The 12503-nt window shown below is 72.7% G+C and carries 9 protein-coding genes; 4 read left to right on the forward strand and 5 right to left on the reverse strand.

Annotation, left to right across the window (positions count from 1 at the left end):
- The first annotated feature begins 13 nt into the window (after nucleotides 1-13).
- From AB0K10_RS05540 to valS, 3 genes are read left to right on the forward strand one after another with little or no spacing between them, the layout of a single operon-like run.
- Nucleotides 14-1915, forward strand: a complete 1902-nt coding sequence (locus AB0K10_RS05540) for an ABC transporter ATP-binding protein (protein WP_363680245.1) — start codon at nucleotides 14-16, stop codon at nucleotides 1913-1915.
- Nucleotides 1912-3792 carry an ABC transporter ATP-binding protein gene (locus AB0K10_RS05545; RefSeq protein ID WP_363680247.1) on the forward strand — a complete coding sequence of 627 codons (1881 nt, stop codon included), beginning with the start codon at nucleotides 1912-1914 and terminating at the stop codon, nucleotides 3790-3792. The genes AB0K10_RS05540 and AB0K10_RS05545 overlap by 4 nt, the downstream gene beginning before the upstream one ends.
- Nucleotides 3793-3847: 55 nt before the next feature.
- Nucleotides 3848-6412, forward strand: a complete 2565-nt coding sequence (gene valS / locus AB0K10_RS05550; protein WP_363680249.1) for a valine--tRNA ligase — start codon at nucleotides 3848-3850, stop codon at nucleotides 6410-6412.
- 83 nt (nucleotides 6413-6495) lie between these two features.
- Here the strand turns inward: valS and AB0K10_RS05555 are convergent, their stop codons facing one another.
- From AB0K10_RS05555 to AB0K10_RS05575, 5 genes are all read right to left on the reverse strand, one after another.
- Nucleotides 6496-7140 carry a hypothetical protein gene (locus tag AB0K10_RS05555; RefSeq protein WP_363680251.1) on the reverse strand — a complete coding sequence of 215 codons (645 nt, stop codon included), beginning with the start codon at nucleotides 7138-7140 and terminating at the stop codon, nucleotides 6496-6498.
- A 93-nt stretch (nucleotides 7141-7233) separates the two neighbouring features.
- Complete coding sequence (locus tag AB0K10_RS05560) at nucleotides 7234-7944, reverse strand: ABC transporter permease subunit (protein ID WP_363680253.1); 711 nt, start codon at nucleotides 7942-7944, stop codon at nucleotides 7234-7236.
- 1 nt (nucleotide 7945) lies between these two features.
- On the reverse strand, nucleotides 7946-8857 hold the full coding sequence (locus tag AB0K10_RS05565) for an ABC transporter ATP-binding protein (protein ID WP_363680255.1): 912 nt from the start codon (nucleotides 8855-8857) through the stop codon (nucleotides 7946-7948).
- Nucleotides 8857-9762 (reverse strand): ABC transporter permease, encoded by a 906-nt coding sequence (locus AB0K10_RS05570; protein ID WP_363680257.1) that lies wholly within the window; start codon nucleotides 9760-9762, stop codon nucleotides 8857-8859. The genes AB0K10_RS05565 and AB0K10_RS05570 overlap by 1 nt, the downstream gene beginning before the upstream one ends.
- On the reverse strand, nucleotides 9755-10669 hold the full coding sequence (locus AB0K10_RS05575; RefSeq protein WP_363680259.1) for an ABC transporter ATP-binding protein: 915 nt from the start codon (nucleotides 10667-10669) through the stop codon (nucleotides 9755-9757). Before AB0K10_RS05575 ends, AB0K10_RS05570 begins: the two co-directional genes overlap by 8 nt.
- 260 nt (nucleotides 10670-10929) lie before the next feature.
- Here AB0K10_RS05575 and cysC point away from each other — a divergent pair, with 260 nt between their 5' ends.
- Entirely contained in the window at nucleotides 10930-12459 is a 1530-nt protein-coding gene (cysC, locus tag AB0K10_RS05580) for an adenylyl-sulfate kinase (protein WP_363680261.1), read from the forward strand.
- Nucleotides 12460-12503 lie beyond the last annotated feature (44 nt).

A 12503-nucleotide genomic window follows, 5' to 3' on the forward strand; every position in this document is an offset into this window, starting at 1 on the left:
CTACCGTCGGGTAGTGCCTGTGGAGAGCGACGGCGACCGGGCCGCCCCGGTCGCCGCGGGCCGCCACCCCGTGCACAACCTCTGGCGGCTGCGACGCTACCTGCGCCCGTACGCCGTCGAGTTCGCCTGGTTGCTGGTCGCGGGGCTCGCCGGCACGGCCGCGGGGATCGCCGTACCGCTTGTGGTGCAGCGGGTGGTGGACGGGCCGGTGGCCCGCCACGAGCCCGCCGGCCTGCTCCAGCTCGGTGGCCTGGCGCTGCTGCTCGGCGTGGCCGAGGCGGTGCTCATCTTCATCCGCCGATGGGTGCAGTCCTCCTCGTCGGTGGGCATGGAGGCGGCGCTGCGCGCCGACGTCTACGCGCACCTGCAACGGCTGCCGGCCAGCTTCCACGACCGCTGGCAGTCCGGCCAACTGCTCTCCCGGATCACCAGTGACCTGTCGGTGCTCCGTCGGTTTCTCTCGTTCGGCGTCTTCTTCCTGGTGCTCAACCTGACCACCTACGTGGTGGTGGTAGTGCTGCTGGTCCATCTGCACGCGGTGCTCGGGCTGCTGGTCGCGGCCAGCGCCGTGCCCCTGCTGCTGATCACCCGCCGCTTCGGCCGGCACTACCACACCGCGTCCCGCCGGATGCAGGACCAGCAGGGCGACGTGGCGACCCTGGTCGAGGAGACCGCGCAGGGCCTGCGCACCATGAAGGCGTACGGCCGGGGGCCCGAGTTGGCGGCCCGCTTCGCCGCTGGGGCGCGGACGCTGCACGACACCGCTGTGGGCAAGGGCCGACTGCTGGCCAACAGCTCGGCGCTGCTCGACCTGGTGCCCAACGTGACCCTGGGTGTGGTGCTGGTGGCCGGGGCGGCCGCCGCCGCGCAGGGCGTGCTCACCATCGGCGAACTGGTGGCGTTCGCCAGCCTCCAACTGATGCTCATCTGGCCGGTGCAGTCGCTGGGCTGGATCATCGCCAACGGTCAGGAGGCGGCCACCGCCGCGGACCGCATCCAGGAGGTGCTGGACACTCCGCCGCAGATCGTGGACGCTCCCGACGCGCGAACGCTGGCCCGCGACGCGGTCCACGGCCGGCTCCGCTTCGAACTGGTCGACTTCCGTTACCCGGGCGCCACAGCCGCCGTCCTGCACGGGATCGACCTGACCATCGAGCCGGGCGAGACCCTGGCCCTGGTCGGGGCCACCGGCTGCGGCAAGAGCACGCTGCTCTCCCTGGTGCCCCGGCTGCACGAGGTGACCGGCGGCCGGATCACCCTGGATGGGCACGACCTGCGCGAACTGCGGCTGGCCTCGCTGCGCCGGCTGGTCGGGATGGCGTTCGAGGAGCCCACGCTCTTCTCCATGTCGGTACGGGAGAACCTCACCCTCGGTCGCCCGGACGCCGACGACGACGAGGTCCACGCGGCCCTCGCGCTGGCCCAGGCCGACTTCGCGTACGACCTGCCGTGGGGTCTGGCGACCCGCGTGGGTGAGCAGGGGTTGTCCCTCTCCGGTGGTCAGCGGCAGCGGTTGGCGCTGGCGCGGGCGGTGCTCGGCCGCCCGGCGCTGCTGGTGCTCGACGATCCGCTGTCCGCCCTCGACGTGCACACCGAGGCGCTGGTCGAGGCGGCGCTGCGGCAGGTCCTGCGGGCCAGCACCGCGTTGCTGGTGGTGCACCGGCCGTCGACGATCGCGCTGGCCGACCGCGTCGCCCTGCTCGACGGTGGACGGATCGCCGCGATCGGCCGGCACTCGGAACTGCTGGCCAGCGTGCCCGCCTACCGGGCGTTACTCGCCGCCGAGCCGCCCGCGTATTCAGCCGGAGCCGCCGAGCCGCCGCCCTCCGGAGCCGCCGACACGGAACCGGGGCGCACCGGGACGGCGAAGCCCGGCGCGTCCACCCCGGACGACTGGGGGCTGGTGCGCTCGTGAGCCCCGCAGAGCAGGTCGACCCTCCTGGCGAAGAAGAACAGGAGCTGACCCGCTGGCGGGGAACGGCCACCGACCCGGAGGCCGACCGGAGTCGAGCCGAGGAGACCACGCCGGAGGCGGTGGCCCGGCTACGCCGGCACAGCCGGGCCCTGCTGGCCGATCTGCTGCGCCCGCACCGGCGTCGGCTCGCCGCGGCCGTCGGTCTGCTGCTGGCGCAGAACGCCGCCGCGATGGCCGGCCCGTACCTGGTCATGGTCGGCATCGACCGCGCCATCGCGCCGCTACGCGCCGGGAACGCCACCCCGCTGGTCGCCGTCGCCGGGGCGTTCGGCGTGGCCGCCCTGACCGAGTACGCGGCCCGCCGCGGTTTCCTCGCCCTCTCCGCCCGGATCGGCCAGGCCGTCCTCCTGGACCTGCGGCAGCGGGTGTTCGGGCACTTCCTGCGGCTGTCGGTCGGCTTCCACGAGCGGTACACGTCCGGTCGGATGGTGTCCCGGCTCACCAGCGACCTGGACTCGATCGCCGAGCTGGCCGACGGTGGGATCGACAGCCTGGTTCTGGCCGCGCTGTCGATCCTGTCGGTGGCCGGCATCCTGCTCTGGCTGGACCTGCCGCTGGCCGCGGTGACGCTGTTCGCGTTCCCGTTCCTGTTCTGGCTCTCCCGCTGGTTCGCTCGAGCGTCGGCGAGCGCGTACCGGCTGACCCGGGAGGCCGTCGCGCTTGTCATCGTGCACTTCGTCGAGTCGATGCGCGGCATCCGGGCCGTGCAGACGTTCCGCCGGGAACCCCGCAACCAGCGGATCTTCGTGGCGCTCGGGGACGACTACCGGCAGAGCAGCCTGCACGCGTTCCGGCTGATCGCCACGTACTCGCCGGCGATCAAACTGATCGGCAACGTCACGGTCGCGGTCGTGCTCTGTTACGGCGGCTGGCGGGTGCTCGGCGGGCGGACCGAGATCGGGGTGCTCGCCGCGTTCCTCCTCTACCTGCGCCGCTTCTTCGAACCGATGCAGGAGCTGAGCCAGTTCTACAACTCGTTGCAGTCGGCTACGGCGGCGCTGGAGAAGCTAGCCGGGGTGCTCGACGAGCGGCCCGCAGTGGCCGAGCCCGCCCGGCCGGCGCCGCTGCCGACCGGCCCCGGTCACGGTGAGCTGACCTTCCGGGGCGTCTCCTTCGGCTATCGCGCCGACACGCCCATCCTCGCCGAGCTGGACCTTGAGGTGCCGGCCGGGCAGACGGTGGCGCTGATCGGGCCGACCGGCGCGGGCAAGTCGACGATCGCCAAGCTGGTCGCCCGGTTCCACGACCCGGACGCCGGCAGCGTCCTGCTGGACGGAATCGACCTACGCGAGGTGGCCGACGCCGACCTGCGCCGTGCGGTGGTGCTGGTGACCCAGGAGAACCACCTGTTCAGCGGCACGGTGGCGGAGAACATCAGGTTCGGCCGGCCGGACGCCGACGACGCCGAGGTGCGGGCCGCCGCCCAGGCGATCGGCGCGCACGAGTTCATCGCCGCGCTGCCCGACGGGTACGCGACGCAGGTGCACAGGCGCGGCGGCCGGCTCTCCGCCGGGCAGCGGCAACTGGTCGCGTTCGCCCGGGCGTTCCTGGCCGACCCGACAGTGCTGATCCTCGACGAGGCGACGTCGTCACTGGACGTCCCGACGGAACGGCTGGTGCAGCGGGCGCTCGGCACCATCCTGCGGGACCGTACCGCGCTGGTGATCGCACACCGGCTGTCCACCGTGGAGACCGCCGACCGGGTGCTCGTCCTCGACGGCGGGCAGGTCGTCGAGGACGGGCCACCCGCCGTCCTGGCCGCCACCGACGGTCGCTACGCGGCCCTGCACCGGCAGTGGCGCGACTCGCTCGTGTAAGCCGGCGATACGCAACTCCGTGGCTCGACCCCCTGGTGGTGCCTACGATCGGCAGATGACCGATACGGCGAGGACGGCCCGCGCCGGCGTTCCCGAGCGTCCGAGTCTGGACGGGCTCGAGGAGCGCTGGGCGCGCCGCTGGCAGGAGGACGGCACGTACGCGTTCGACCGCGCGAGACAGCGGGGCGACGTGTACTCCATCGACACCCCGCCGCCGACCGTATCGGGCGAGCTGCACATGGGGCACGTCTTCTCGTACACGCACACCGACACCATCGCCCGCTATCAGCGGACGCGCGGCAAGGCCGTCTTCTACCCGATCGGCTGGGACGACAACGGCCTGCCCACCGAGCGTCGGGTGCAGAACGTGTACGGGGTGCGCTGCGATCCGGCGCTGGCGTACGACCCGGTGTGGCGGCCCCCGACCACCCCTGTCGACGAGGCCGCGCGCCGCGACCCCACGCCGATCTCGCGGCGCAACTTCATCGAGCTGTGCGAGCTGCTGACGGTCGCCGACGAGCAGGTCTTCGAGGCCCTCTGGCGGCGGCTCGGGCTCTCGGTGGACTGGTCCCTGACGTACACGACCATCGGTCGGGTGGCCCGCGCCACCAGCCAGCGGGCGTTCCTGCGCAACCTGCGCCGCGGTGAGGCGTACCAGGCGGAGGCGCCGACGCTGTGGGACGTCGGCTTCGCCACCGCCGTCGCCCAGGCCGAGCTGGAGGACCGGGAACGCCCCGGCGCCTACCACCGGCTGCGGTTCACCGGGCCGGGCGGGCGCGAGGTGCTGATCGACACCACCCGGCCGGAGCTGTTGCCGGCCTGTGTGGCGCTGGTCTGCCACCCCGACGACGAGCGGTACGCCGACCTGGTGGGCACGACGGTGCGCAGCCCGCTGTTCGGCGTCGAGGTGCCGGTGCGCGCCCATCCGCTCGCCGATCCCGCGAAGGGCACCGGCGTCGCCATGGTCTGCACGTTCGGCGACCTGAGCGACGTGACCTGGTGGCGGGATCTCGACCTCGACACGCGGGTGGTCGTCGGCCGCGACGGCCGGCTGCTGCCCGAGCCGCCGGCCGGGGTGCCGGCCGCGCCGTACGCGGCACTGGCCGGGCAGAGCGTCAACGGCGCACGCCGGGAGGTCGTCGGCATGCTCGCCGACGCGGGTGACCTGATCGGTGAGCCACGCCCGATCACCCATCCGGTGAAGTTCTACGAACGCGGCGATCGCCCACTGGAGATCGTCTCGACCCGACAGTGGTATCTGCGCAACGGCGGGCGGGACGCCGACCTGCGGGCGACGCTGCTGGCCCGGGGCGCGGAGCTGCACTGGGTGCCGGCGCACATGAAGCACCGCTACGACAACTGGGTGGGCGGCCTGACCGGCGACTGGCTGGTCAGTCGGCAGCGCTTCTTCGGGGTGCCGGTGCCTGTGTGGTACCGGCTCGACGACGCTGGCGAGCCGGACTGGACCCACCCTCTCACGCCCGACGAGTCCGCGCTGCCAGTCGATCCATCGAGTGATCCGGCGCCCGGTTTCGACGAGTCGCAGCGCGGCCGGCCGGGCGGTTTCCTCGGCGACCCGGACGTGCTGGACACCTGGGCGACCTCGTCGTTGACTCCGCAGATCGTCGGCGGCTGGGAGACCGACCCGGACCTGTTCGCGCGGGTCTTCCCGATGGACCTGCGCCCGCAGGGGCAGGAGATCATCCGGACCTGGCTGTTCGACACCGTGGTCCGGTCGCACTTCGAGCACGGGGTGCTGCCCTGGCGGGACACCGTGCTCTCGGGTTGGATCCTCGACCCGGACCACAAGAAGATGGCCAAGTCCAAGGGCAACGTGGTCACCCCGTTGGCGCTGCTGGAGCAGCACGGCTCGGACGCGGTGCGCTACTGGGCGGCCAGCGGCAAGCCCGGCATGGACCTGGCCTTCGACCCGGCGCAGATCAAGGTCGGCCGGCGGCTGGCCACCAAGCTGCTCAACGCGACGAAGTTCGCCCTCGGCCTGGGCGCCGGGGACGCGTTGCGCGCGGTGGCGACCGCCCCTCTGGACCGGGCCATGCTAGCCGAGCTGGGCACCGTGGTCAGCGCCGCGAGCACCGCCTTCGACTCCTACGACCACACCGCCGCGTTGCAGGCCACCGAGGCGTTCTTCTGGCGCTTCTGCGACGACTACATCGAGTTGGTCAAGGAACGGGCGTACGGCACCGGAGCGGCGGCCGACTCGGCGCGGGCCGCGCTGGCCAGCGCGCTGTCGGTGCAGCTGCGGCTGTTCGCCCCGGTGCTGCCGTACGTCACGGAGGAGATCTGGTCGTGGTGGCGGTACGGGTCGGTGCACAGCGCGCCCTGGCCCACCACCTACGAGGTGGCCCGGACGATCGAGGGGACGGGCGAGCCGGCGCTGCTGCGACTCGCGGGTGACGCGTTGGGCCAGGTGCGGCGGGCCAAGTCGGAGCGGAAGCTGTCCATGAAGGCGGAGGTGCCGCTCGCCGAGGCGCTGGGCCCGGCGGCGCTGCTGGAGCAGCTCACCCTGGTCGCTGACGACCTGCGCGCGGCCGGCCGGATCGGCAAGCTCGACCTGCTCCCGGACCGCACCCCGGAACTCGTCATCGCCTGCGCCTTCTGACCGGCGTCCACCGCCGCCCGGCACCCGTCCGGACGACTGTCCGCCGCCGCCCACCCCCCCGGGGGCGGCGGCGGACCCGTCGCTCACCAGCCGCGCAGGAAGCGCAGGCCGAGCAGGATGGCCGCCACGGCCGGGCCGACCAGCAGGGTGATCGCCTGAAGCCGGTACGGCATCCGGTGCCGGGTCAGCTCGCCCGCGTTGCCCAGCACGATCGCGCCGGCCAGCATCAGGAACACGCCCCACCAGCCCGTCTCCAGGTGGATCAGACGGATGTGGATCAGTTGCAGGGTCGCGCCGAGCAGCGCGCCGGTGAGCGCGAGCAGCGCCACCGCCCGGTGCAGGCCACGAGCCAGCGGGTGGGCGGCCCGCCAGCCGTACGTGCCGGCGACCGCCAGGCACGGCAGACCCACGAGCAGCGGCCAGCCCTTGCCCATCGCCCCGAACATCAGCAGGGCACCCACCACGAACACCAGCGTGCCGACGCAGGCGATGACGTACCCGGCGAAGGCCCGACCGCCGCCGCGGGCCAGTAACGGCCCGCCGCTTGCCGCGATCAACGCGGCCGGGATCAGGATGAAGCCGGCCCACCAGTGGAACCGGCCGCTGCCCTGGGCGGCCGTCGCGACCGTCGCGCACGCCAGCCCGGCGACCGCCAGGCTCGTGAGCCACGGCCGGCTACTCCGGGAGTACGGCTCAGCCAACGACGTCCACTCCGCTTCGACACTCACACCCACGAGCGTGTGCCCTGGCCCCCCGTCCGGTCCATCCGGCCAGCCCTACCCGTCGCCGGAGGCTGGCCGGACCCCTACTCCGCACCGGCGTCAGCTCGTCTCGCCGGCCACGCTGAACGAGCGCAGGCGGTCGATCGCCAGCACGGTGAAGCCGACACTGATCAGCACGGTCATCACGGACGCCACAGGCACCGAGACGGTGGTCTCCAGCAGCCCGCTGGGGGCGAGCCGGTCGGCGAGGGCGATCACGTACTGCTGGATGGAGAGCACCTTCGTTCCGCTGACGAAGTTGCCCAGCAGCCCCTCCCAGATCAGCACGTAGACCAGGCCGAGCAGTACCGGCCGCCTGGTGACCAGGCTGAGCGCGAGGAACAGCGCCGAGTACGCAAGCGCGCCGAGCGCCGCCGCGAACGCCAGCGCCAGACCGAGGCGTACCGAATCGGCAAGCACGCCCGCGACGTAGAGCGGCACCGCCACGGTGGCCGCGGTGACCCCGGCGGAGACCGCGAGCTTGGGCAGGATGATCTGCCAGCGCGGCAGCGGCTTGGTCAGGATGTGCACCACCGTGCCGTCGTCGATCTCCGCGCCCAGCACGCCGGTGCCGATGATCAACGCCACCACCGGCAGCACCACCGCCAGGCCGAGGCCGACAAGCACCGGCGGCCCCCACTGGCCCGGGTCCACGTTCAGCGACCGGCAGAGGATGGCCAGCCCGAGCAGCACCAACGGCAGCGGGAGCAGCAGCAGGAACCGGCGCCGGCCGAACAGCCCGCGCGCGGTGATCCAGGTAATGGTCGACATCTCAGGCCTCCACCAGGTAGGAGAAGACGCTCTCCAGGGACTCGTCGGACGGCACCAGCTGGCGCACCCGGATGCCCTGGCTCAGGGCGATCCGGGGCAGCGCCCGGGTGAAGGCGCCGTAGTCGCCGGCGCGCACGGTCAGGCCGGTGCGGTCCAGCTCGACGCCGCTCACCGACGCCTCGGCGATCAGGGCGACGGCCAGCGCCCGGTCGTCGGTGGAGCGCACCGCGAAGACGTGCGGACGGTTGGTCATCAGCCGGCGGATGGTCCGGAAGTCACCGGAGGCCGCCAGTCGACCGGCCACCATCACCTGCACCGTGCCGGAGACCTGCTCGACCTCCTCCAGGATGTGCGAGCTGAACAGGATCGTCCGGCCGTCGTCGCCGAGGGAGTGCAGCAGATCCATCATGTGCAGCCGCTGACGTGGGTCCATGCCGTTGAACGGCTCGTCGAGCAGCAGCACCTGCGGGTCGTGCACGAGCGCGGCCGCGACCCGGGCGCGCTGACGCATGCCCTTGGAGTACGTGCCGATCCGGCGGTCCTGCGCCGACTCCAACTCCACCAGGTCGATGGCCCGTCGGGCCGCCGCCGCCGGGTCGGCCAACCGGTGCAGCTTCGCGCTGGCGAGCACGAACTCGTACGCGGTGAGGAAGCTCTGCACCGCCTCCCGCTCGCTGACCAGCCCCAGCCGGCGGTAGACGTCGGGGTTGCGCCAGGTCGGCTCGTCGTCGAGGGTCACCGTGCCGCGCGACGGGGCGAGGAACCCGGCCATCATGTGCAGCAGCGTGGTCTTGCCGGCGCCGTTCGGGCCGAGCAGACCTGTCACGCCCGGCCCGAGGGCCATGCTGATGTCGTTGACGGCGACCACGTTGCCGTACCACCGGGACACCCCGGTCAGGCTCAGCGTGCTCATCAGGAGGCGACCTTCCGGTAGCGGGCCAGCAGGAGGGCGGTCGCGCCGGCGACCAGCAGCACCGCGACCAGGGCGTAGACCGGGCCGAAGCCGCCGATCATCATCTCGCCCGGATCGCCCTCGACCAGCAGGTCACCGAGCGACCAGATGCCCACTCCCTGCACCAGCGTGCTGGGTGAGGCCAGCCCGGCCAGCTGGTTGGCCGTATGCGACGGCAGGATGCTCAGCACCCCGACGATCGGGGTGGTCATCAGGAAGACCGCGACCACGCCGCCTGCGGCGAAAGCGCGCTTGCCGGTAAGCGACGCGACGAGCAGCCCCACCGAGGCGAAGACCACCGCCCACAGCCCGGCGTAGAGCAGACCGGGAAGCAGGTCGAGCAGCTCGTTCCAGACCCCGTGCAGCCCGTCCTTGGTGGTGAACGCGGCACCCAGGAACATCACCAACTGCGGCCCACCGAGCAGCAGCCAGAGGCCGGTGACAAGCGCCAGCAACTTGGCGAGCGCGTAGTCGGCGCGGGGCAGCGGTCGGGAGAAGTACAGCGGCAGCACACCGCTGCGCAGGTCCCGGGAGACCAACTCCGGCGCGGCCACCGCGACGAAGAACAGCACCAGCCAGCTCATCGCGTCGGCGAACTGGGCGTACGTGGCGACCGGCTCGCCGAGCTGGCTGCGTACTGCCGCCAGGGCCGCCGCGACCACTGTCACGATGCCGACCACCAGCCACGGGAAGATCTTGGCCTTGGCGCTGCGTCCGAACCCGAAGATCGTACGCAGCCCGTGCAGGTAGAGCGCGCCGAAGACGTGCCGGCGGCCCAACCGTGGGCCCTCGTAGCGCTGGTAGCCGATGTCGTGGATGACGCCTGTCGGCGCGGGCCGCACGGCGGCGGATGACAGCTCAGACATGGGTGAGTTCCCTCGCGGCGAAGAGTTCGGCCACCCGGTGCCGGCGCTGGTCCAGCCGATGCAGAGGCAGGTCCAGTTCGGCGACCGCGCCGAGGATCAGGTCGTAGGTGCTGTCGTCGGCGAGCGGTACGAGCAGCAGCCGCCCGTCCCGCGCCACCGGCAGCTTCAGCTCTGCGAGCCGGGCGGCCAGCTCCTCGGTGCCCTCGCTGACCTCGACGGCCAGCACGTCGGTGGCCGTGGTCATCGCGGAGATGTGGTCGGCGCGCAGCAGTTTGCCGCCGTCGATGGCGATCAGCGTGTCGCAGATCCGCTCGACCTCGCCCAGCAGGTGTGAGCACACCAGCACGGAGATGCCGAACTCGGTGCCGATCCGGTGCACCAGCGCCAGCATGGCGTCCCGGCCGGCCGGGTCCAGCCCGTTGGTCGGCTCGTCGAGCAGCAGCAGGTCGGGGTCGTGCACAAGCGCCTGGGCCAGCTTGACCCGCTGCTTCATGCCCGTGGAGTAGCCGCCGACCGGGCGGTAGCGCTCCTCGTAGAGCCCGACGTGGCGCAGCGCCTCCGAGGCGCGCTCACGGGCCGCCGTGCGCGGCAGACCGCTCATCCGACCGAGGTGGGTGACCAGCTCGGCGGCGGACAGGTCCGGTGGGAGGCAGTCGTGCTCGGGCATGTAGCCGACGCGGGCACGGACCGCTGCCGGTTCGGCGGTCGGGTCGATGCCGAGCACCGAGACCTGGCCACTTGTCGGGGGGATCAGGCCGAGCAGGATCTTGATCAAGGTGGATTTGCCGGCGCCGTTCGCGCCCACCAGGCCGATGATCCCGGGCTCGACGGCGACGGTGAGGTCGGTGAGCGCGGTGACTCGACCTCCGTACGTCTTGGTGAGCGACTGGGTCGCGATCAGTGTCACGACGCCAGCGTAGGGAGTCGATGCCCAGTGGCGACACCGGCGCGCCCCCGGCGCTCCCCTGATCCTCGTGGCGACCCACCCCTAAGGTCCACCGACGGCAACGACGAACGTTTGCGCCGGTCGCGCGCTCGGCCAGGTCGCGGTCGGCGGTGGGTCGCCGGGTCCGGCATGATCCGGCCACGCGGGTCGTGGAGTGGCGGCCTCGACCGATCGGCGGTCGGCTGCGAAACTGTGTGCCGGTCAGCGAGTGGGGGGTGTGGATGAGCAACGGCTGGGTGCTGCCCGACGAGGTGCTCCGGGACGCGCCGGCGTACACGCCGCGTCCCGGTGAGCTCGCGGATCTGGAGCTGCTGCTGACCGGCGCGTACGCCCCCCTGACCGGCTTCATGACCCGCGCCGACCTGGTGTCGGTGAGCCGACGTGGCCGGCTGGCCGACGGCACGCCGTGGCAGGTTGCGGTGACCCTGCAGGTGCCGGCCGCGCTGGCGCAGAACCTCGACCCGCGCGACCCGGCCCGCCGGGCCCTGGTGCTGACAGACGGCGAGGGCGCCCCGGCCGCCGCCCTGGACGTCGCGGACGTCTGGCCTGTGCACGAGGGCGTGGCGGGTCTGGGCGGTCAGCTCCATCGGCTCGGCGACGGCGGTCACGGCCTGTTCCAGCGGTTGCGTCGCAGCCCGGAGGAGGTCCGCGCGCTGCTGCCCCCGGGTCGGGTGCTCGGGGTCATCGCCGACCGTCCGCTGCACCGGCCGCAGCTCGCCCAGATCGCGCACGCCGCCCGCACCCTGGCCGCGCACCTGCTGGTCATGATCCCGGTCGGCGAGGGCGGTGTCGGCGGGCTCGCCCCGGAGGCGCTGGTGCGGACGATCTTCGCCGCCCGGGACCGGATGCCTCCGGCCACCCTGGTGGCCGTGCCGCTGTCGCATCGCCGGGAGGAGATCAGCGACGCCCTGCTGCGTGCGCGCGTCTCCGCCGCGTACGGGGTCACCCACCTGCTCTCCACCGGGGAGATGCTCTCCGGCGCCGGGTTGCGGGTGCTGGTGCCGCGCGAGCTGGCGTACGACAACCGGGACGGGCAGTGGCGCTGGCGCGAGGACATTCCGCCGCGTAACCGCCGCCTCGCCCTCACCCAGGCCGAGATCGACGACCTGCTCGACAGGGGTTTCCCGCTGCCGGAATGGCACACGCCTCCGGCTGTGGCGAAGGAGTTGGCCCGGGCCCGGCCGCCACGCCGGCACCGGGGGCTGGTGGTCTTCCTGACCGGCCTCTCCGGCTCCGGCAAGTCCACCATCGCCCGCGGGCTGGCCGACGCGCTGCGGGAGAGCGGCGACCGGACGGTGACCCTGCTCGACGGGGACGTGGTGCGCCGGGAACTCTCCGCCGGGCTGGGCTTCAGCAAGGCCGACCGTGATCTCAACGTCCGGCGGATCGGCTGGGTGGCGGCCGAGATCGCCCGGCACCACGGGGTGGGCATCTGCTGCCCGATCGCCCCGTACGCGGCGGCCCGCGCGACGGCGCGGGAGATGGCCCTGGCCGCCGGGGCGGGCTTCGTGCTGGTGCACGTCGCGACCCCGCTGGAGGTGTGCGAACAGCGGGACCGCAAGGGCCTGTACGCGCGGGCCCGCGCCGGCCTGCTCACCGGCATGACCGGGATCGACGACCCGTACGAGGAGCCGACAGACGCGGACCTGGTGCTCGACACCACCCATCTGAGCGTCGCCGACGCGGTACAGGCCGTGCTGCACCACCTGTCGGACAGCGGCTGGGTGGAGTTGAAGATCCAGTCGGCCTGAGGCGTCGCTGCACCCCTTTCCTTCCGCCGGTTCCGGGCACGCGC

It is taken from the genome of Micromonospora sp. NPDC049274, from assembly GCF_040678875.1.
Classification (GTDB): domain Bacteria; phylum Actinomycetota; class Actinomycetes; order Mycobacteriales; family Micromonosporaceae; genus Micromonospora.